The sequence below is a fragment of the Streptomyces sp. NPDC096046 genome (genome assembly GCF_040303285.1).
In the GTDB taxonomy this organism is placed as follows: domain Bacteria; phylum Actinomycetota; class Actinomycetes; order Streptomycetales; family Streptomycetaceae; genus Streptomyces.
On the sequence record NZ_JBEOSZ010000024.1, the window covers coordinates 57675 to 78717 of the forward strand.

The 21043-nt window shown below is 69.0% G+C and carries 18 protein-coding genes; 7 read left to right on the forward strand and 11 right to left on the reverse strand.

Annotated features, from left to right (window positions below; translation table 11 throughout):
* The first annotated feature begins 222 nt into the window (after positions 1–222).
* The 3 genes from ABTX62_RS21635 to ABTX62_RS21645 all read left to right on the forward strand — a co-directional run bounded on the left by ABTX62_RS21635 (position 223) and on the right by ABTX62_RS21645 (position 2066).
* Positions 223–822, forward strand: a complete 600-nt coding sequence (locus tag ABTX62_RS21635) for a hypothetical protein (RefSeq protein ID WP_352117681.1) — start codon at positions 223–225, stop codon at positions 820–822.
* A gap of 279 nt (positions 823–1101) precedes the next feature.
* A complete protein-coding gene (locus ABTX62_RS21640; RefSeq protein WP_352117682.1) occupies positions 1102–1842 on the forward strand; it encodes a helix-turn-helix domain-containing protein in 741 nt (246 codons plus the stop codon).
* Positions 1843–1877: 35 nt separating this feature from the next.
* Positions 1878–2066: a DUF397 domain-containing protein gene (locus tag ABTX62_RS21645; RefSeq protein WP_352117683.1), complete on the forward strand. Its 189-nt coding sequence runs from the start codon at positions 1878–1880 to the stop codon at positions 2064–2066.
* Positions 2067–2129: 63 nt separating this feature from the next.
* Here the strand turns inward: ABTX62_RS21645 and pglX are convergent, their stop codons facing one another.
* Positions 2130–5843 (reverse strand): BREX-2 system adenine-specific DNA-methyltransferase PglX, encoded by a 3714-nt coding sequence (gene pglX, locus ABTX62_RS21650; protein ID WP_352117684.1) that lies wholly within the window; start codon positions 5841–5843, stop codon positions 2130–2132.
* Positions 5844–6124: 281 nt separating this feature from the next.
* Here pglX and ABTX62_RS21655 point away from each other — a divergent pair, with 281 nt between their 5' ends.
* The 4 genes from ABTX62_RS21655 to ABTX62_RS21670 all read left to right on the forward strand — a co-directional run bounded on the left by ABTX62_RS21655 (position 6125) and on the right by ABTX62_RS21670 (position 8960).
* Positions 6125–6766 carry a hypothetical protein gene (locus ABTX62_RS21655; RefSeq protein WP_352117685.1) on the forward strand — a complete coding sequence of 214 codons (642 nt, stop codon included), beginning with the start codon at positions 6125–6127 and terminating at the stop codon, positions 6764–6766.
* Positions 6763–7110, forward strand: coding sequence for a hypothetical protein (locus ABTX62_RS21660; RefSeq protein ID WP_352117686.1), 348 nt, complete (start codon positions 6763–6765; stop codon positions 7108–7110). The genes ABTX62_RS21655 and ABTX62_RS21660 overlap by 4 nt, the downstream gene beginning before the upstream one ends.
* A gap of 132 nt (positions 7111–7242) precedes the next feature.
* The gene (locus tag ABTX62_RS21665) at positions 7243–7707 is read left to right on the forward strand and encodes an effector-associated constant component EACC1 (RefSeq protein WP_352117687.1); all 465 of its coding nucleotides are present in this window, start codon (positions 7243–7245) and stop codon (positions 7705–7707) included.
* Positions 7704–8960 carry a caspase family protein gene (locus ABTX62_RS21670; RefSeq protein ID WP_352117688.1) on the forward strand — a complete coding sequence of 419 codons (1257 nt, stop codon included), beginning with the start codon at positions 7704–7706 and terminating at the stop codon, positions 8958–8960. Before ABTX62_RS21665 ends, ABTX62_RS21670 begins: the two co-directional genes overlap by 4 nt.
* A 17-nt stretch (positions 8961–8977) precedes the next feature.
* Here the strand turns inward: ABTX62_RS21670 and ABTX62_RS21675 are convergent, their stop codons facing one another.
* The 10 genes from ABTX62_RS21675 to ABTX62_RS21720 all read right to left on the reverse strand — a co-directional run bounded on the left by ABTX62_RS21675 (position 8978) and on the right by ABTX62_RS21720 (position 21043).
* Positions 8978–9547, reverse strand: a complete 570-nt coding sequence (locus tag ABTX62_RS21675) for a GNAT family N-acetyltransferase (RefSeq protein WP_352117689.1) — start codon at positions 9545–9547, stop codon at positions 8978–8980.
* A complete protein-coding gene (locus ABTX62_RS21680; protein WP_352117690.1) occupies positions 9531–11711 on the reverse strand; it encodes an ATP-binding protein in 2181 nt (726 codons plus the stop codon). The genes ABTX62_RS21675 and ABTX62_RS21680 overlap by 17 nt, the downstream gene beginning before the upstream one ends.
* A gap of 36 nt (positions 11712–11747) precedes the next feature.
* A complete protein-coding gene (locus ABTX62_RS21685; protein ID WP_352117691.1) occupies positions 11748–12317 on the reverse strand; it encodes a DUF6879 family protein in 570 nt (189 codons plus the stop codon).
* Positions 12318–12545 carry a hypothetical protein gene (locus ABTX62_RS21690; protein ID WP_352117692.1) on the reverse strand — a complete coding sequence of 76 codons (228 nt, stop codon included), beginning with the start codon at positions 12543–12545 and terminating at the stop codon, positions 12318–12320.
* 262 nt (positions 12546–12807) lie between these two features.
* Positions 12808–13242 carry a hypothetical protein gene (locus ABTX62_RS21695; RefSeq protein ID WP_352117693.1) on the reverse strand — a complete coding sequence of 145 codons (435 nt, stop codon included), beginning with the start codon at positions 13240–13242 and terminating at the stop codon, positions 12808–12810.
* A 203-nt stretch (positions 13243–13445) separates the two neighbouring features.
* On the reverse strand, positions 13446–13607 hold the full coding sequence (locus ABTX62_RS21700) for a hypothetical protein (protein WP_352117694.1): 162 nt from the start codon (positions 13605–13607) through the stop codon (positions 13446–13448).
* Between the two features lie 301 nt (positions 13608–13908).
* Positions 13909–18333: a BREX system serine/threonine kinase PglW gene (gene pglW, locus ABTX62_RS21705; RefSeq protein ID WP_352117695.1), complete on the reverse strand. Its 4425-nt coding sequence runs from the start codon at positions 18331–18333 to the stop codon at positions 13909–13911.
* 334 nt (positions 18334–18667) lie between these two features.
* Positions 18668–19375, reverse strand: coding sequence for an ester cyclase (locus tag ABTX62_RS21710; RefSeq protein ID WP_352117696.1), 708 nt, complete (start codon positions 19373–19375; stop codon positions 18668–18670).
* 131 nt (positions 19376–19506) lie between these two features.
* Entirely contained in the window at positions 19507–20280 is a 774-nt protein-coding gene (locus ABTX62_RS21715; RefSeq protein ID WP_352117697.1) for an SDR family NAD(P)-dependent oxidoreductase, read from the reverse strand.
* Positions 20281–20374: 94 nt separating this feature from the next.
* On the reverse strand, positions 20375–21043 hold the full coding sequence (locus ABTX62_RS21720) for an MOSC domain-containing protein (protein WP_283969238.1): 669 nt from the start codon (positions 21041–21043) through the stop codon (positions 20375–20377).

Sequence of the window (21043 nt, forward strand, 5' to 3'; positions counted from 1 at the left end):
CGCGGACGGCGGCTACCGTCGCGGGGGCCGTCTTCTTGCGCTCGGCTAAGCGCGGCGAAGACGTGTTGTCGGGGCGACGCTACCGCACGCTGCGTGTGTGGATGGACGCGTTGAGTGAAAGGTCGTTCAAGGGGGTGCCGGCTCTCGCCCTCGTCGACCTGTCCGCCCTGATGCCTCATCCGCCGGGCCCGTGCTCGTACGCCGACGCGCTTCTGTGCGCCCTTGCTCGTCGCCAATGCGCTGATGAGGCTTCGGGTCATGACTACCAGGATGTACATGGAGGGGTCCGACTGGGATCGCATTGCTGTCGTCAACCCAGAGCTGGTTTCGGCGAGAATCGACCACTCCTTCAGGCACAGTGCGCACAGCGCCGGTGAAGGGACGGGGTCGGGCGGGGGAAGCGTCGACATCGTCTCCGTGACGGTGACTCTCGCGCTCGTGCCGTTCCTGCAAGCGGTCACGGGAGCCCTGGGAGGCAAGGTCGCCGATTTCCTGTCCGCGCAGGCCCCGAAGAAGGTGGTCGCCCTGCTCCGCAGGAGGCGGGAGGAGACCGCTTCGCTGGTGGGCGATCGGAACTTCGACTACGTGCTGCAGGTGAGCGACACGAACATCAGGATCAGGCTGCCGCGCGATCCGGTCGAGACAGCGGAAGCAGTGCAGGTGCTCTTGGGCGTGACGTTCGAGCATTTCGGGAGCCAACGGGTCGGGATCTCTTGGGACGGATCCCGGAAGTCCTGGGAGGCCTGGGTGACGGGTGATGCGGAGGTCACCCTGTGGCGGTGGGACCCGGACGGCCGGGAGTGGAAACCGGTGCGACCGTAGTCCTTCGGCGAGCTGAAGCCCGGCCACTCGGCATGTTCGTTGGGTGCTGTCGACCCTGCCTATCGGCGCCCGCGCAGGCGTTCACTCGTGCGACGTAACGTGCTTCGCTCTCGGCGTGGTTGACGCGCGGGCGTCCTACTGTGCGGGCACGGGCGACCGGTGGACGGATGTGCTGAGGGGGCGGGTGCGATGGAGTCGGGAGCGGACTCGAATGCGGGCACGGAGGGCGGGGCGGGCGCCGACTCGAACGGGGAGTTCCTGCGGTGCTTCGGACGACAGATGAAGCTGCTGCGGGAGGCCGCGGGGCTGACACAGGCGCAGTTGGGCGAGCGGGTCGGGTACGGCGAGGCGCAGATCGCGGCGGTGGAGCAGGGGCGGCGGATTCCCCGCCCGGAGCTGGTGGACGCGGTGGATCGGGAGGTGGGCGGGCGGGGGTTGCTGGCGGCTATGAAGGGGGAGGTGGCGAAGGCTCGGTATCCGGGGTTCTTCCGACGCTATGCGGAGATGGAGGCGCAGGCGGTTGAGCTGCACGCCTATTCCGACCATGTGGTCAAGGGGATCTTGCAGACGGAGGAATACGCACGCGCGGTCTTCCGCATGTGGCGTCCGCTGCTGGACGAGGAGACGATCGAGCAGGGCGTGACGGCACGGATGGAACGCCGGAAGCTCTTCGCTCGTCGGCCTGCTCCGTTGCTGAGCTTCGTCATCGAGGAGCATGTTCTGCAGCGACCTCTCGGAGGTCGGGAGGTGCTGCGGGGCCAACTGGAACAATTGCTTCTGTACGGGCATGAACGCAATGTCGAGTTGCAGATCATGCCGACGCGGCGCGAGGAGCACGCGGGACTGGCGGGCCCCTTCACATCGATCCATCTCGGCGATCAGCGCAGGATGGCTTACATGGAGGTGCAGGACACAAGTGCCCTGTACTCGGACCCGAAGAAGGTCAGTCCGTTGGAGGCGACGTACAGAGTCCTGGCGGCCCAGGCGTTGACTCCCAGGGAGTCGCTGGCTTTCATCTAGAAGCTGTTGGGAGAGCTATGAAGACAGGCAGCCCCGTGCCTGCCGCTGGCGAACTGCGCTGGTTCAAGAGCAGCTACAGCGCGGGCAACGGCGGTGATTGCGTCGAGGTCGCGGACGCCGGTACGGCCGTACTGGTCCGCGACTCCAAGTGCCCGGACGCGGCGATCCTCAATGTGCCGTCTGACCAGTGGACGGCGTTTGTGCGGATGGCCGCAGGCGTCTGAGACGAACGAGGGGCGGTGGAAAGCCCTTTGCGCTCCCCACCGCCCTCACTCGCGCCTGGGGGCTCACTCGCTCTTTTTGCGCCGCCCACCTGCCTTCTTCTCGGGGCGCCAGTTGACTAGATCCGCCTCAGAGAGCTCGCGCTCCGCGCGGCCGGCGTCGAGGGCGGCCTGGAACTCCTCGGCGGGGTTGCCCTCCCACTCCTCGTCGTACTCGCCGTACCACTGGTGCACCCAGGGCATCACCTCACGCAGACCGGCGAGGAGCGGCACGAAACGGGGGTCGTCCTTAGTCCAGCCGCCGGTCTCGACACGGCTGCGGATCAGTCCGACGAGGGCGTCGGCCTGGTCGCGATGGTTCCAGCCGGCCCAGCCGAGCAGCAGCGAGCCGTCGGCCTCGGGGGAGGCACCGGGGTAGGAGATGAACCGCTCCTTGGGCACGTCGAGCTTGCCGCGGTTGGACCAGTAGGAGTTCTTGAGGAAGTCGGCACTGGTGTACTTCGGCGGCACCTTGATGTCGAGCCGCTTCCCGGTCCGGTCCTCTTCCCGCTGCTGCTCCCAGACCTGCTCCCACTGCGCCCGCTTGCGCAGCCCGGAGTCCTTGTAACGGAGGGCGGCGAGGTAGGGCACGTGCTCGGCCTCGATGACGGCGGCGAGCACGGTGGCGAGGGAGGCGTCCCGCTTGCCGAGGTGATCAGCAGCGTAGAGCGCGGCAACGGCCTGCACGTCCTGATCATGTCGCAGCTCATCGGCAAGCTGGTTGACGGTAAGCGGCCGAGGCACGGTGAACCCGTCCCGCTCCTCGAACCAGAGGTCTTCACGCTCGGCGGCATCAAGCAGCCAGCTCCGGAGCGCGGCAGCCTCCCGCTTCTCCCACGGCTCGATGGACCAGCGGCGCTTGTACTCGGGCCGCTCGATGAGCCGGATGTCCTTGTTGGCTTCGATGAGATCGATCCGGGCCTGGACGACCTTGCGGTATGCCTCGGGCCAGTGTGCGGGGATCTCAGTGACAGGGGTGGACCCGTGCCGCTCGAACCAGGCGGTCTCGGCTTCCCCGGTGGCCACCTTGCGAGCGAGTGCAATCTCGAAGGCCCGCTGACCGAGCGCAACTTCCGGCAAATCTTCCGCCGTGGTCCGCGTGACTTCTTCGGTGGTGAGCAGCCCGTACGCGCCGTAGACCGTCCAGTCCAGTTCCTCCTGGAGAGCGATCATGCGGGCGCGGATTTGCTCCTGGGTGCGGCGTGCTTCGTTCAGGGCTTTACGGGTGGGTGCGGCGTCGCCTGCGAGGGTAGAGGGTGTGTACTTGGCTGACTCTCGGGCGAGTGCATCGAGTTCTTGGCTCAGGGCGAGCGGAAGTTGATTTGGCAGCGGGAGCCCCCGGAGCCTCGTGGCGTTGAAGGCGTAGCGATTTTCCCAAGCCTCGTCTTGTACTCCCCGTCCGATTCCGCTACCACCCTTAACGTGGCTTACTTGCTTCATCCAGAAGCAAGCGGTCGAAGAATTCAATACCCCCAACAATTCCAGATGTCGTTCTTCGCCGGCGCCTTTCGGTAGCTTGATGGCGGGGGCAGTCCTATTGAACACCTTCCTGGCGCGATCCATAACAAAGTGGTTGTGAGTGGCTACTTCTCCGTAAGCAATGCTCAGTGGTGTGGCATATCGCTCAGGATGCCATCGGCTCCACTCGTACCAGGTGAGACCGATCTCCTCGTGTGTGCCAGCTGGCTCCCTGCGCTCACGGAGTTCTAGGCGCAAGGGCCATAGGAGTCGGTAGATATGTGGACTTCCGATTTCAGCTTTCAGGTCTTCGGCGTAAGGGAAAAGCGCTTCGGTTGCTGGAAGGATTGTCCATTCGCGAACGACTGTGCCTTCGACGAGTGGGACCCTTTTCGTTTCAGGGACATGGTGCCTGTTCCAGGCTCCTTGAGGCGCAAAATATGCACCGTCTGCTCCGGTGTGTGTCGTTCGCCCGATGGTATTAACGTGCTGCTCGAGAGTCTCTTCGCTAGTTGCTTCCAGCGCATTCAGAAGACCTTTCGCGTTGCCTCCCTGTAGCGACCAAGGGAATTGCGCGAACCGATTACGAGGTTCACTTGATCCCGTAACCCATTCTGACTTACTCGATGGCGACGTGATCTGGGCTACGATCGCCCGCCATACGACGCCCTTCTCGGGGTCAGTCGGTTGGCCTGGTTCTCCCCGAACCCCAAGAGTAGCCCGCACGACCTCACTCTGTCGAGCTACCTGATTCCGCCCAGTCAGAATAACTGTCGGCGTCCCATGTCCCGGAATGAACGCACCCGACGTATCAATAACATGCGTCAGGTCAATGCGTGGAAAAAACTCCTCAATCAGTTTCTTCCCGAACTCCCGCTTCATAAATGAATTAGCGGTGATCTGCCCGGTAAACCCCCCATCCCGATGCTCACCCCCCGCCCGAACCGCCAACTCGAAGATCCGCTGAGCAAACGGCACCGACAACGCATACTGTCGATAGCAAGCGTCATACGCCGCCTTGTAGTTCTTGTTCTCGTTCGCGTCCTTGACAGTGATGTACGGCGGATTCCCCACCACCACGTGGTACGACCCCCGCCCGAGCAGATCCACCTCCCGGGCGAACCCCTCCACATCCTCCGTCCGGTAAAAGAACTGCTCGTTCTCCGCGAACAGCGTGTCCAGCGCCTCCGTAACCGTCTCCGCACCCCGCCCATGCAACAACGAGTCCGCCACAGCCACCCGAATAGGCAACCCAGGAGCCGCGCTCAACTCCCGTACGCCCCCCGCCTTCAGCGCGGCCACCAGCAACCGGAACCGCGCGATAGCCACAGCGAACGGGTTCTTGTCGGCCCCGTGGACGGACTCCAACGCCCGCCGCACCAGCACCCACGCCTCCGTGCCCGGCTCGGCCTCCCGCCACTTGCCCAGCAGCCGCTCAAACATCCCCAGCAGGAAGTGCCCGGACCCGCACGCGGGGTCGATGCACCGCAACCCCCGCACGACCTCCTCCCCGCCGGGACCGTCGGGGAAGACCTCCCCGTCCCACCCGGAGGGCCGGTGCTTCCACGCCGGCGTGAGGCCGAACTCCTCCACCGCCGGTTCCAGCGTCAGGTCGAGGATGAACTCCTCCACGAACACCGGCGTCTGGAGCAGCGCGTACGTCTTGCGCGCGTGCTCCGACAGGTCCTGGTACAGATCGCCGAGGAAACGGGTGTTCAGCTCGGGGTCGGTGAAGTCGTGTACGACCTCGCCGTCCGCGCCGCGCTGCCGCCAGAACGCGAGCAACGCCGTGGCGGCCTCGTACGACGGCAGCACTTCGAACAACGGGTTGTGCGCCGGATCGAACAGCCCCGCCACCGTCCGGTGGGACTTGGCCAGCGCCTCGAAGGAGGCCAGCAGCCAGTCGCGGTCGTTCAGTGAGGGGTTCTGCCGGAAGAAGTCGTCGTGCCGGTCCTGCGCCTCTGCCAGCCGGTCACCGGGGCCGGACAGCCACGCGTCCGGGATCAGTCCGTTGTCCTCGCTGAACCGCACGAACACGCACGCCAGCACCCACGCGGCGGCGATCTGCACGACCCGCTCGTCCCGCCACGTCTCGTACATGGCGGCCGTACGCTCGGCCGCGACGGCCTTCTCGTACTCCGCGCGCAGGGCGTCCCGGAACTCCGGCTCGCTCTCGGTGCGTGCCCGGAGATCGTCCTCCAGGAGCCGTGCCTGCGTCTGGAGATCCTTCAGCAGCCGCGCCCGGTCCAGCCCGGACCCCGTCCCCTCAGCCGTAGCCGTCACCCTCGGCCCACTCCTTCAACGCTGACTCACGGGCCCACACGGCCCACCGCACCATCCTGCCAGCCACCTCCCACCAACCGGTCCGATCCGCATCAAGGGGCGATTTCCGACGAAGAGGCCCCGGGGAGGGGCGAGCGGGGCCATCATGGCGGAGCCGCAGTGCTGACGTCCGGTGGGGGAACGTCCACGTGCGCTGCGTGCCGCACGGGGGGTGCTGTCACGTGGAGTGTCCGGCGAGCAGACGTGCGCCACGGCCGAGGTCCCTGGGGGCGGGGGCGGTCGTGCTGCTGGCGCTGCTCTGCCTCTCCCTGACCGGTGCCGGGTCGGCCGACGCGGCCGGCGGAGGAAAGGACGAGGAACGCACCGGGAAGCTCACTGTCGACATCGGCTGGGACGCGTCGCGGGAGAAGGTGGTGGTCCGCAAACGCTGCACGTACACCCTCGACCTCAGAAGCGAGGCGCTGGCCCAGCTGCGGATGATGGGGGTCGGCTTCTGCCGGGGTGCGAGCGTGAAGCGTGACGGAGTGGCTGCGGACTACGACAGCTGGGACGCCCCGGCGGACAGGGTGACGCAGGAGTCGTCCCGGAGCCCCGTGCGGGTGGAGACAGACTCCGCCGTCCACCTGTCCCGGCGTTCCGGTCCGCAGCGGCTCGAAGTCCGCGTCAACATGGCGAGCGCGTTCAAGCATGCGCCGGAAGGGCTCCCCGAGGTCTGGACGGTGGAGGTGAGAGCCCCGCGCTGGTCGTTCAGAGGAATAACGGGGCCGGTGGCATCGCAGTCGCCCGGCGCGGTCACATGGAGGGTGACGACCGCGTCGCAGGACGCACCGGCCATGGTCGGCACGGTCGCCTTGGAGAGGACGGTCGAGACGACGAAGCCGCCCTCGTCGCGGCGGCAGTCGCGGCCGAGGTGCTGGCCATGATCCCCCTCACCGTGGACCCGCAGTTCACACGGAACCCGTCCTGGAACGACATGGCGGTGGCCTGCGGCGGTCTGGCCGGACAGACCTTCGTCGTCTGCATGGGGCTGGGCCTCGCCTGGGAGTGGTGGCTGGCGCGGGCCGCAGCCCTGAAGTGGTCCCAGGTACGCAACTTCCGCCGGCTGTCCTCCATCACGGTCCCCCTCGGCACCGTACTCGTCGCCGCCGTCACCGCGTTCGCCACGGTGGTGGCGGGAGCCTGGGCCCAGCAGGAACTCCAGCCCCCGCCCGGCAGCCCGTCCTCGTCACCGGCTGCCCCGGTTCAGCCCGGACAACCCGGACGGTGACGACACAACGTCATCCGTGCTGCGGGATATGGCATTTGTCGTGATGAGTTGGAAAACAGGTCGACGGGTAATATCCCGTCACTTCCTCTGAGGAAGCAGACACACGCGACATCCGGAAGGGCGGGGACGGTCATGGGGGTAGACGACCGGGCGATCGGGTTCGAGGTGGTGCTGGAACCGGGACGGGGGGACGGAGACAGATCGATGGAGCTGGCCTCCGCCCAGCTCGCGCGTGAACTGAACGGGCTGCCCGACACCACGGCCCGGCGGAAGCCCGCACCGCCTCCGCCGCCCGGGTCCCGGGCCGGGGAGGGTCTCGCCGAAGTGCTGCGGCTGTCAGTCGAGTTCGCCCCGCTGGCGGCGGTGATCCTGCAGGGCGTCCAATTGTTCGGCAACTGGTCGGCCTTGCGGCCCGGGCGCAAGGTGCGGCTCAGGCGCCGGGGCGGTGAGGAGATGGAGGTGACCGGACTGTCCGCCGAGGACCAGCGGCGGCTGATCGACTCCTGGCTGGACGGCCGGGAAGACTCCCCGGACGACCCGGACCCCGCGCCTGAAGACCAGGGAACCCCGCCGGACGGGCAGCGGGACTCGTCATGACCGAGCGGCGTGCCCTGCTGATCGGCTGCTCCCGCTACCAGGACCCGTCCTTCGCCGAACTCGCCGCACCCTTCCACGACCTCGCCGAGCTGAGCACCGTGCTGTCGCGTCAGGACATCGGCGGTTACACGGTGCAGCGGCTGTTCGACGTGACCGCGTCGGAGGCGCGACTCGCCGTGTCGGCGCTGCTCAAGGAGGCGAAGCGGACCGACGTCCTGTTCGTCCACTTCTCCTGCCACGGCTGGCTGGACGACACCTTCCGCCTCCACCTGGTGCTGCGCGACTCGCGCAGCGAGCACATCGAGGCCACCGGATTCTCCGTCGCCCTGCTCGCCGAACTACTGGAGGTCTGTGCCTCGGAACAGATCGTCCTCAGCATCGACTGCTGCTACAGCGGACGGGTCAAGCGCGTCCTCACCCACCGCGGGCCCAGTTCCGTAGGGCTGGGAGCCCGCCTGCAAGAAGCAGGCTCCGGCTTCGCCGTACTGACCTCCGCCGACGAGGTGCAGGCGGCGATGGAACCCTCGGGAAAGCTCCGCAGGGTCGGCGCGCCCCGCACCTCCCTGTACGTCACCGCACTGGTCGAAGGGCTCAGGACCGGAGACGCCGACCTCGACCGGGACGGCGTCGTATCCCTCCCCGACCTGGCGGAGTACCTCAGACAGCGCTTCGTGGGGCAGGCCCAGCAGCCGACGGCGTCCCTCTTCCTCAAAAGACCCGTGACGGTCGCCCTCAACCCCCAGCATCCGGTCCCGGACAAGGTGACCGGCAGACCACCCGCCCCCGCGGACACGGAGGACATTTGCCGCGTCCTGCGCAGCGCACCGCTGGCGCTGGGGCTGGTGATCAGGCCGCCGGACGACGACCCGGCCCTGAGAGGCCTGCGGAAGGCCATGCCGGGCGCGTCCGGGGAGAAGGTGCTCGGCTACCAGGACCGAGGCCACTACTTGCACCTCTTCAACAACTTCCTACCTGTATGGCGGAGTCATGAGGGCTACCTCGTCTTCACCGACACGGCGGTCCATCTGCCAAAGCGCGGCGGACGCCTGACCTACGAGGAACTCGCCATCCACGAGATCAGGGCGAAGAGCACCTGGGTCTCCGGCCACTACCGCCAGGGGGGCGGGTACGTCTCCCACTATGTCCTCCTGGCACATCCTTACCGCAGGCTTACCCTCGGGGCCGGAAGCGCGGACAGCGCCGAGCGTATGGCAGCCCTGCTCAGCGCCCTGGCCGGACTCCGCCCCGACTGATGAAGCCTGGAGCCCGGCTACTGGTGCGCGACACCCAGATCACAGATGTAGACGTCCCAACAGGGCGGTGTGACGCCGGCCAGCGGGCCCTTCCTCCCGACCTTCGTCCACCCCCAATGCCGGTAGAGACGCTGCGTCGCGAGGGCGGTTGGCTGCACCGAGAGGATGGCGCGCTGCTCATCACGGTCGCGCAGGAGCTCCGCCATCAGGCGCCTCCCGGTGCCACGTCCACGCCCGTCGGGGAGGACCGCCAGGCTGATGACGGCGAAGGTCCGGCCCGGCCATTCCTCCACCAGGCCGGCGGGCAGCGTCCGGTCGAAGTCGCCCCACCAGCCGTGATCGACGGGGAGCGGATGGCCGTAGGCGTAGCCGAGGAGACGGTCCTGCTGCCGGGCCACGACCAGCCGGAAACCCGCGACCTCCATCAGGTCCCGGAGTTCCGCCTCGTGCGCGGGGGACATCTCCGGGACCCAGGCGAACGGCTCGGCCGAGAAGACGCGGTCGTGTACTTCGCAGACCTGGCGGAACCAGGCGGCGGCCGACTCCTTGGCGCAGCACTCGACCACGACCTCACCCGGCTCGATCACCGCCGCCGTCTCCCTCCCCGCTCTCCGAGTCGGAGGCGTCCTCCGCCCGCCTCCGCAGAACATCGGCCGGCCCGTCGCCGAGTTCCTCGTACAGAGCCGCGGCCTGCGTCCAGAAACGTCGCGCGGCGTCCGGCTCGCCGCGCGCCGAGGACACGTCGCCCAGGCGGCCGAGCGTCGATGCCTCGCTGCGCCGGTCGGTGAACTCGCGGAAGACGGTCAGGGCCCGTCCGAGGTGCTCTGCCGCCACAGGGAACTCACCCAGCTCGCTGAGACTGTCGGCGAGAGGGAGCGCACCCCACGCCTCGCTCCAGCGGTCGCCGATCGCGTGGAAGAAGCCGATGGCCTGACGGCAGAGCGCGGCGGCCTCGGCGTACTCGTCGCGGCCATGGGCGCACTCCGCGAGGCTGAGCAGACTCATGCCCTCGCCCCGCCTGACACCGTGCTCGCGGAACACGGCCAGCGCGGCCTCGAAGTGCGCCTCGGCGCCGGGATCGCCCTGCTCCAGGGCCACCAGCCCCAGGCCCCGCAGCGAGAACCCCAGCATCCACGGATCGTCGATCTCCCGGCTGAGATCCGCGGCCCGCCGGTAGCTGTCGACGGCGACGTCATACGCACCGGACCGCCAGTGCACATCACCCAGGGACAACAGGTTCGACGCCTCGCCCAGCGAGCTGCCGACCAGGCGCGCTGCGTCCAGACCGAGCTCGTGCACGTGCTTCCAGTCCGACCAGTTCGCCCCGAGCTCGAAGAAGCCGTCAGCCACCACGGGCAGCATCCACGCGATGTCGTACTGACCCCAGGCGACCGCCTGACGCAGGGCGGACAGCAGGTTGTCGCGTTCGGTGTCGAACCACCGCATCGCGTCGGCGGCCTCACCGAAACGCTCGACCGGTCGCACCTGGTCGCCCGCCGGCACCAAGGGAATGGAGTGTGAGTGCGGAAGAATCGCCTTCCGGCCCGCGTCGGCGCTCAGCAGGTACCAGGTGAGAACCCGGCGGACAGCGCGGGTCTTCTCCTCCCGTGGCTCGTCGGCCGACAGTTGCTCCACCGCGTAGGAACGCAGCAGATCGTGCATGCGGTATCTGTCCCTCGCGGTCTCCTGGAGGAGATGGACGTCGGCGAGTGCGCCGAGTCTTCGCCGCGCGACCGCCGGGGTGACCGCGAGAAGCGCCGCCGCGGAACCGCTGCACAGCACCTTTCCCTCGTGCAGCCCCAGCAGGCGGAAAGCTCTCCGGTCCTCCTCCGGGAGCGCCCTGTAGGACCACGAGAAGACGGCGCGCACATCGCTGAGCTCGTCCTCCCGATCGGCCAGGGCGTCGAGGAACTCCTGTTCCTGGAGGAGTTCGTCCACGAGTTCACCCAGCGGCATCATGGACCGACCGGCCGCGCGTTCCCCCACCACCCGCAGTGCCAGGGGGAGACAGCCGCAGAGCTGAGCCACTCGCCGGGCCGCCTCGGGCTCCGCGTCGACCCGTAACGGCCCGATCACCTCACGCAGAAGCCGCACGGACTCCTGAAGCGACAGTACGTCGAGAGTCACACGTGCTGCCCCCTCCCTTGCGACGAGACCGGAAAGCCTGTTGCGGCTGGTGATCAGTACGAGACTGGAGTGTGAGGCGGGAATCACCTGCCTGATCTGCTTGACCGACGAAACATTGTCGATAAATATCAGGAGCTTCTTTCCGTAGACCATCGACCGAAACAAGGCCGCGCATTCCTGCTCGTCGATCGGAATGCGATCGGCCTCCACGCCGAGGCTTCGGAGGAAGGCGGTCAGGGCCTGCTCGGGTCCCAGCGCACTGCCGCTGTTGTAGCCGCGCATGTCGATGTACAGATCGCCGTCCACGAAGTGCCGGCGGACCCGGTGCGCCCAGTGCAGGGCGAGCGCGGTCTTCCCCACGCCCGGGCCCCCGATGATCGTCGTGACGACGGCCGGCCCATCGTCGCATCCGTCGGCGGGCCGTGGGTGCAGGGCGTCCAGCATCGCCAGCTCGTGCGCGCGGTTGACGAATCCCGGTACCCCGTACGGAAGCTGACGGGGCGGGGGGAAGGAACGCCCGGGACCGTGCAGGTGCAGGCCACCGTGTACGGTCCCGGCCTGGACCACCACGTCACTGTCGCCACCGGAGAACTCGTTCGAGACGGATGTCGGATCGTCGGCCATCGGTCCGGTCAGGCCTCCGTCGCTCGCGCGGTCCACTCAGGCCGGGACACACAGCTGATTCTGGTGGGTGCGGGCGAACTCCTGGTAAGGAACAGCGGCCGCCTGGGCCACGTCACGCCAGTAGTTCGCCTCGACGACCCTTCGCGGATCGTCGATGATCTCGGCGGACGAGAAACGCCCGTCCTCCTCGTAGTACATGGCCACCAGTTGCGCGGAATCGAAGAGCCAGTAGTCGTGGCGCGGCAGCTCCGCCGGCCATTCTCGCCGGGAAACGGGAAGGATCCGTACGTCCTCCCCTGCCTCCACTGTGTGCTCGTACGCCCAGGCGCATTCGAAGCGGACGTAGTCGGACATCGGCAGTTCGACGACATGCACCCGGCTCACGGTCTTGCCTGCCGCCACCGCCCTGGTGACGGTTCCGTTGATCCACTCCGCGATACCGGGGAACTCACCCCTCGACTCGCCCGCCAGGAAGCGTGAGAACTCGTTCTGCTCATAGGTCACGTCGTACCGCTGGAGTGCTTCCAGGCGGTACGCGGTGAATCTGAAGTCCCTGAACAGGCGGTTGAATTCCGCGTCCGCCAAGGAGGAGAACCGGCGTCCCACCTACTGCCCCTCACTGCGCAGGCCGTGGTACCGCTCCATGGCACCGGCCACGACGTCCGCGGAGATGCGCACAGCGCCCTCTCCCGGAAGGACGTTCTCCAGTTCCGCTGAGGTGGCGCTGTCCACGATGCTGCCCTGGATGACCAGTTCACCCGACTCGCCCAGGTAGACCGTGGGGCAGCCGTTTCCGCCCGAGCTCTGATCCTTGTACAGCTTGGTGAGTTTCATCCTCTTCCCCCTCCCCGGATGACAATGCCGACTTGCGTACAAATTAGAGTTCGGCGAGTGTGGCGCGTCAAGATTCCCCGCGGCCGAATTGCACGGTCGGGTGACTTTGGCTGGTTTCATTTTTTTCTGAGGGTGAGGTAATGATCTAAGCGCCCGGGCGAGTTTCCTTGGATCGGGGTGTGAGCCTTGATGCGGTAGTTATCGCATTTCAGTCTTTGGGGCAGGGTCGGTTTCACGCTTGGACGTCGTGGTCACAGCCCGCTCATTCGGTGCGCCCCCGGGTGCCCGAGTCCGGTGCGGCAGGTGTCCCGAACGTCACGGGCCCGTGCAGGTCCCGGACTTGGAGGACGTTGCCCTGGGAGCCGCCGCTGACGGTGTTGTGCACATCCCCGCTCCCTGCCGACACGGCTTTCGCCTCGTCCAGCCACGACGTGAGAGAACGGGCGAACCCCGGGTCGAGGGCGGCCCGAATCTGCAACACCTCCGCGAGCGCCTGTGCCCGGCCCATGTCCCGGGGACTCTCTTCGAGATCTTCCAGCTCTCGCAACGCGGGAACCGGTTCGACGGAGGGCGCCTGATCGGCTCGCCGGAACGGCTGACGCACCAGGCTGCCGAGAGCCGCCCAGGCCTGCGTGCCGGCGGCGCCACCGACGCCGCTCACCAGAGCCACGAGAAGCGCCGCCGAAATCGGATCCATCCGATCCCACCCCCTGTTGGTTACGGACCGTATGGGATGTATAGCAGCTCGTACGTCACCTGTCCGGAGTCCCGGGGAAGTCTTCAACTGCATTGGTGACAAGTGAGAATGACGAAACGTTACGTGTGAGATGTTGCGCGCTTCGCGCGGTGCGCCGGTATCCCCCGAGAGCGTCTGTCACGGGATCCACGCACGCTTGGCGTCTACATCCCCCGCTCGGGCTCACGCACGTAAGTGAACCCGCGGGGCAGTTCACGAGGTCCGGCCAGGCCCGCTCTCTTGTGATCTTCCAGGGAGGCGGCTTCCGCCTCGGGGCTCGCGTCCTTGCCGAGGTGGCCGATGCGCATGAGGTGCCCGATGCGCATGAGGTGCCCCGACGTATGAGGGGCGCTTGTGCCGGACGCGCCGCCGGCGTCATTCCGAAGAACCTCGCGTGCCCCGTCCCGCAGCGGCGGAGCGGCGCAGCACAGCAGCGGAACCGGCACCTCTCCGTGCCGTGCGGGATGGTGCAGCATCCCTGCTCGATTGACGCTGCCCTGCTCCCACCTGATGATCCCGCGGAAGAAGAGCCTTCATGACCGCCCCGGGATGTTTCGACCGCCCGATCTTTCCCCGGCTGCGGCAGGGAGAACCGGGCGGGGATCGGGCCGCGTCCCGCCGATGCCGTCAGGCCCGCACAGCCGCGAGCCGGAGGTCCTTGAGGTACAACCCGTCCAGCACCTCCCACTCGGTGGCCCGGTCCACCACCTCCACCGTCCGCCCGTCCAGCGTGGGCGTGGCGCGAGGATCCTCCGCCGGCAGCAGCAGCCACAGGCCGTGCGGGGTGTCCGCCGGGCGGCGGGCCGCCTGCTGGAGGCCGGCCAGCAGCTCACGACCGCCGGCATCCCAGTAGCGGGCGATCAGACCGGCCTCGTGCAGCAGCACCACGGAGCGCGGGCCCGTTTCCTCGGCGAGGTCCACGACCCGCTGCCTCACCCGCTCCGCCGCCAGCCGCGTGTACGAGGCGAGCGCCGCGCCCAGCGTGCCCGTCGCCGCGAACTTCGCGTCCGCCTTCAGCAGCGCCTGCCAGCGCACCGACTGCTCCTCGGCCAGCTCCCGCAGGGCTTCCAGGAACACTGCGCTCAGAGACACGGCCTCCGAGTCGTACCGGGCAGCCAGCGCGTCGGCGACGCCGGGCAGATCGGGGCCCTTCAGGGTGAGCGCGAGGAAGCCCCCGAGGCGCCGGGACTCCGCCAGCCGCGCGGACAGCACCTCACGCGGATCGAGGCCCTCGGCGATACGGCCCTGGGCGGCCGCGTACAGGGAACCGGTGCTGGTCAGCACGGAGGAGGAAAGGGCCAGACGGCTGCCGCGGCCTTCCTCGGTCTTCGGGAGGAAGCGGCGCCGCTCGGTGTCCCAGTCCAGTGGGAAACCCGCCTCGGTCAGTGCCTCGGACAGCTCGACATAGGTTGTCTCGTCCAGCACGGCCAGACCGGGGAAGCGCGCCCGTACCCGCGACAACAGGTCCTCGAGCGAGATGCCGCTCTCCGAGCGGACCCCCGCCGCGGCCTGTGAGATGCGCAGAGCACGGGAGAGTCCCAGATCCAGCGGAAACAACTCCAGACGTGGCGAGAACGCCACCCCGCCCGCCATCGACGCGGCCAGCTCCACCAGCCGGGTGTCCGCGAGCGGTGCCATGCCGTCCGGAGCCGCGACGGCGCGCAGCTCACGCAGCACCGTGGTCCGGCCCGGCAGCGGTTCCCGGCGGGCCAGGTCGGCGGCCGTCTCCCCCAACGCCGCTGCGTAGTCGGCCAGTTCGGCAGGGGTCGGATCGTCGGAGCCCGGCTGGTCCTCCAGCGCCAGGACGACCCTGCCGCCGCGCCGCTGCACGGCCAGACGTGCGGGTGCCTCGGCCGGTCCACCGGAGGAGGCCCCGGCCAGGGCGTCGTCCCGCTTGCGGATCTCCGCCTCGGCCGCCGCCCGCACCACGGCCAGCGCCCTGGCCAGGGACACGGCGGGAGCGCCGGCCCCCGCGCCGTGCCGCGCCCGCAGCTCGGCCGCCAGCTCCTCCGCCGTGGACACCCGGTCCCGCTCGGTGAGGATGGCCACCACCTCGTCACGCACCCTGCCGAGCCACGGCATTCCCGCCCACTGCTCGACGGCCACCTGCTGGTTCTGCGACACCGTCGGCTGGCTGACCCCCAGCGCCTTCGCTATCAGGCTCTGCGCCGGCCACGGCTCCAGAGCCTCACCCTCCTCCAGCACGCCGGGCAGCTGGAGCGTCGCCCGTACCACGTCGGAGCGCGGCCGGGTCCGGCGCTTGCCCTCCGGCGGCGTGAGCCGGGCGGCCAGGGTGTCGACCGACTCAAGAGCCTCCTCGGGCGCATCCGGTTCCAGCGTGGCCGGCCGCGTCGGCGCGGGGCGCCGGCGCAGCGCCTGTGTCCACTGACGGTGGCGGCGGTTCAGCTCCTTGCGGATCGCGTTGCCCGCGCCCCGGGCCCGGGAGATGAGGTGTGGGGGAATGTCGAGGAGCTGCTCGACCGTGTGCGCTTTCAGCCCCTCGGCGACCGACACGGCACGCGGCGACAGACCGGCCGCCGCCAGCGGTGTCCTCAGCGTCGCGGCCTCCGCGGCCTGCTCGCGAACGTCCTCCAGATCCTCCGCGCTCAGCCCGACGGTGGCCGGCGTGGTCGCCGGATGGGCGGCGTCGGCGGCCCGGAAGACCTGCCGCCACGCCTCCTGCAACTGCCGCAACGAGTCGAAACGCTGCTCCACGTCCCGGTGCAGGGCCCGCTCGAAGAAGCCCTTCAGACCCTCGCTGAGCGCCTGCGGGAACAGCTCGGCGGCGACGTGCGGGGCTGCGTCGGTGGCCATACGGGGGTCGCTCTGACCGTCCCCCCACACCGGGCGCTCGCCCGACGCCATCTCGTGCAGCGTGACGGCAGCGGCGTACCACTCGGCGTGGTCGTCGTACCGGGAGCGGCCGGCCCCACCGAGGAAGGGGTCGAGGTAGCCGCGGGTACCGGCGTGCACGTCCTGGTCCGGGGCGTCGGCCAGGGAGAAGTCGAACAGCATCAACTGCCAGGAGCCGTCACTGCGCTTGAACAGACCCAGGTTGTCCGGCTTGACGTCCCGGTGCCGCACTCCCCGCGCCGCCAGCGCGTCCAACGCCTGGAACAGGTCGTTGCCGAACCGCTCCAGCTGGTCGTACCCCAGAGGGCCCTGGTCGCGGAGCCGCGCGCCCAGACTCACCGGCTCCCGGTCGTCCGCGCCGCGGTAGCCGCCCGCGTACTCGAGCTCGAGGACCGTGTGCCCCGTCAGCTCCCTCGGCTCGGCGAGCAGCTTGACGATCCGCCCGCCGCCGACCTCTTTGAGCGCCTTGGCCTCCGCGTACAGGCGGGCGTCCTTCTCCCGGTCCAGGGCGACCTTGAAGACGCGGACTTCCTGCTCCTCGCCCTCCGGCAGCGCCCGGCGCACCAGGAGGGCACGGGCGGTGGCGCCCGTACCGAGAACCCGGACCACCGTCCAGCCGTCGCCCAGCGGCTGCTCGGGCTGCACCGTCAGTGGATCGGCCGACGGCCCTGCGGACGGTTGCGGCGCCGCCGCGTCGGCCTCCGCTGCGGCCAGCAGCTCCAGAAACTCGTCGACGGAGGCGAGCCGGTCCCGTACGTCCGCCGTTGTGGCACGGAAGACGAGCGCGTCCAGGGCGGACGAGACCGAGTCGGTGACCGCGTAGGGATGCAGCCCTCCGTCGTTCTGCAACCGCTCCAGCAGCGCACTGCGCCGGTCCGCGGGCGGCCGGCCCGTGAGCAGCAGATAAGTGAGGGACCCCAGCCCGAACACGTCGAGATCGCCGGGGTCGGCGAATTCCTGGTCCGTCTCGGGCGCGAGATACACCTGTGCCGTGTCGGCGATCAGACCGGCGTCGAGCGGGGTGTCGCCCAGTGAGCGGTGCAGCGTCGTCTCGAAGTCGCGGGCGGCGGTCTGCCAGTCGGCGATGCGCAGCAGCGGTTCGCTGCCGTCCTCCCGGGCAGACACATAGACAGAACGGGCGGCCAGCGCCCGGTGGTACAGGGAGCGGTGGTGGGCGTAGCGGACCGCTTCGGCGAGCTGGCGCACCAGGTCGAGCCGCACCGCCGGGGTGAGCCGGCCGCCGTACGCGTCGAGATAGGCGTCGAGCCGCAGATCCGACTCGCGGTGCCGGAAGAGGATCGCCGGACCGCCCTGGTGCTCACGGATCTGCGCCGCCTGCACGATGCCGCGGTGGTTGATCCCCTGGAGCACCTGGTACTCACGGCGGGCCGCACGGTCCACCTTCGCCCGCTGCTCCGCCGAGGCGGCCTGCCCGGCCAGGTATATACGGACCCGGCCGCTCTCCTGCACCAGCCCGTCGTCACGCACCGCCAGTCGGTCCTCCCAGCCGGGACCTGCGTCCAGTGCGCGCGGCTGGAGCTTCCAGTCGTCGCCGAACCGCAGGTGGGCGGTGGAATGGCTGATGCCGATCCGCTGCATCATCAGTTCGAGACGCTGGCCGATCACCGGCGTGATGCGCCAGCTCTCCCGCTCCGGAGGCCGGCCGAGCAGGTCGTCCCAGACCTTCGGCAGTCCACTCGACCCGTCGTTGCGGCCGTAGACGGAAGTGCGCTGGAACTCGTCGAGACCACTCACCAGACCGGGGTCGTGCAGGAAGACGGCGGGCTTGATGAAGGGGACCTGCCGCGGATCCACCCCCAGCGTGCGGGCCGCCCGCTCCAGCTGCCCCTTCAGTTCCTTGGCCTTGAGGTCGGTCAGATGCAGAGGGTTGCGCAGCGTCCGCACCCGGTCGTCGCCGTGGAACTGCCAGGTGTCGCCGTGATTCACGACGCGGCCCGGATGTCCCTTGAGCTCGAGAAGGTAGACCCCGCCGGGAACCGCGATCAGTACATCGCACTCGTTGATCCGCCCCGACGCCCCGGTGAACTGGAACGTGGCCCACGCCCGGTAGGGCTCGGTCCGCGGCATCAGCGCACGGAGATGATCCAGACCCTCCTGCTCCCACCGGAAACCCGATCGTCGCGGCTGAAACCAGCGTTCACGTGGTGTGGGAGCAGCCGGTTTCGGAGCAGCGGGCACCGAGCACCTCCGGGAGACGGTGGCGAGAGGACCCGTACGCGCCGCGCGTGGCGATCCTCCCCTGGAGACAGGTCCAGAATCCTAGTCGTCCCCACTGACACCGACGCCCGGACTTCTCGGCCTCGGTCGCTCTGTGAGGCCTGGCCGCCAGGCTGCTGGCGCCGGGCCCCGTAGCGCTCTCAGCGCATCGCGCGCACGGCCACCGTTTCCGGCTGCTCGTCCCCCGAACATCGTGCGGTGTCGACAACAGCGGTCGCTCAGACAGGGGTGTGGACACCGCACAACCTCGCGTGCGCACCATCGGCGCGCCAGCCGACCGAAGGAGCCCCCGGCGTCACAGCTCCGTAGGCTCCAGCGCCCCGAGCTGCTGCATCAGACCCAGCCGGTCGTACTGCCACCAGCCCTCGGCGATCTTCCCGTCGGCCGTGCAGCGGTGGATGGTCGTGCCGGTCATGGCGACGTCCTGCCCGGTCGGCGGGATCCCGAGGAAGTCACCCGTGTGACGGCCCCGGAAGGTCCACCGGGTGCACACCCGGTCGCCCTGCGCCATCTGGTCCTCGATGGTGAACGAGAAGTCGAACCCGCCCCGCCACACCTCCACCTCGCGCCGCACCGCGTCCAGCCCGATGGTGTCCTGCACATTCGCGGGATCGTGGTCGTGGTAGTCCTCGACGAACACGTCGTTGAACGGCGGCGCGTCCCCCTGGCCCGGCGCGAGCTCGAAGAACCTGCGCGCGGTGGCCGCGTACAGCTGCTCGTCCCGCACCACGTCCAGGTCCGTGAAGGTCGGCGTCTCCTCGCAGAGCGCCACCATGTCCTGGAAGATCCGGTCGGTCTCCGGCAGCCCGGAGTTGCGCATCGCCTCCTCGTAGGACGGGAACTCCACGATCTCCACGATGTGCGAGGCATCGGCCCGGTCCTTCGCCACCACACTGTGCGACGCCGTCCGCTTCCCCTTGGTCTGCTCGACCCACCGGTCCATCAGCCGGTTCATCTCGTCGAGCCGACTGGTCCTGCATTCAATGAGCTGTACGAACGTCATGGCCTCGCCTCCGGCCCCCCTGGGTCCGGCTGGAACAACCTCATTGTCCCAAGGGGAAGGAGCGGATGCCTCCCGGCGCAGAGGGGGAGAGGAGCCGGCCGGTCCGTACGCGGCCGACCGGCCGCGTGCCCCTACTGCGGCCCGTACTTCCGGCCCGTCCTGGACGACACCGCCCCGAGCATTCCCCGCGGCACCAGCTTCACCGCCCCCATCAGCGCCTTGTAGCGCGGGTCGGGAACGGACAGCGTCTTGCCGCGCGCCAGATCCTGCAGCGCCGCCGCCACCAGCTTGTCCGCGTCGAGCCACATCCAGCCCGGGATGTTGTCCGTGCCCATCCCGGCCCGGTCGTGGAACTCGGTGCGCACGAACCCCGGGCACAGCGCCATCAGCCGTACGCCGCTGCCCGCCAGGTCGCGCGCAGCGCCCTGGGTGAACTGCACGATCCAGGCCTTGGACGCGCCGTAGGTGCCCCGGGGGACGAACGCGGCCACCGACGCGACGTTGACGACACCGCCGCGGCCGCGCTCGCGCATGGCCTCGGTCGCCGCCGACGTCAGCCGCAGCACCGCCTCGCAGTGCACCTTCAGCATCCGCAGCTCGTCGGTCATCGAGACGTCGAGGTAGCGGCCCTTGTTGCCGAACCCGGCGTTGTTGACCAGCAGGTCGACGGGGCTCTTGCGGTCGCCCAGGCGTGCGGCCACCGCCTCGATGCCCTCGTCCTCGGCCAGGTCGGCCGTCAGCACCTCCGCCTCGATGCCGTGCCGGTCGTGCAGCTCGGTCGCCTGTTCCCGGAGCCGCTTGGTGTCGCGGGCCACCAGCACCAGGTTGTGCCCGTCCGCCGCCAGTCGCCGCGCGAACGCGGCCCCGATGCCTGCCGTCGATCCCGTAATCAGAGCCGTTGTCATGCCAGAAGGTTAGTGACCTGGATCGTGTGCATCCGCTTCCCCGTGGGGCCGTCCGTGGTGAAGGGTCGGTGGAGACGGGCGTGGTGAGCGGTGGTCAGGCCCCGTACTTCTCCTCGTACTCCCGCACGATCCTCAGCAGCTCCGGGTGCAGCGCCTCACCCGCCGCCGACAGGCGCGGCAGCAGCGTCCGCTCGGTCGTCACCGCCCGGAACTGCAGGGCCACGGTCACCTCGTGGTCGGGCCGGTGCACGATCTCGACGGCATCGCCCGCCCGGATCTCCCCGGGCACGATCACCCGCAGATACGCTCCCGGAGCCCCCCGCCGCGTGAACCGCTTCACCCAGCCCTTCTCGCCCATATGGCCCTGGAACGTGCGGCACGGAATCCGCCCGGAGGTGATCTCCAGCACCACGTCGGGCCCCACGCGCCAGCGCTCCCCGATCAGGGCCCCGGACACGTCCAGGCCCTGGGTGGTGAGGTTCTCGCCGAACGCGCCGTCGGCCAGCGTCCGGCCCAGCTCGCGCTCCCATGCGTCCAGGTCCTCGCGGGCCATGGCGTACACCGCCTGGTCGTCGCCGCCGTGGTGCTCCAGCTTGCACACCGCGTCGCCGGCCAGCCCGCTGCCGCCGATGCCCTTGGGTCCGGGCGCGGACACCCGCACCGGCCCGTCCACCGGCCGCTTGTCGATCCCGGTCACGCCCCCCGGGGCGTCCGCGTAGGGCGCGGCCTCGGCACGGCCCAGATTCACAGACAGAAGCCTCAT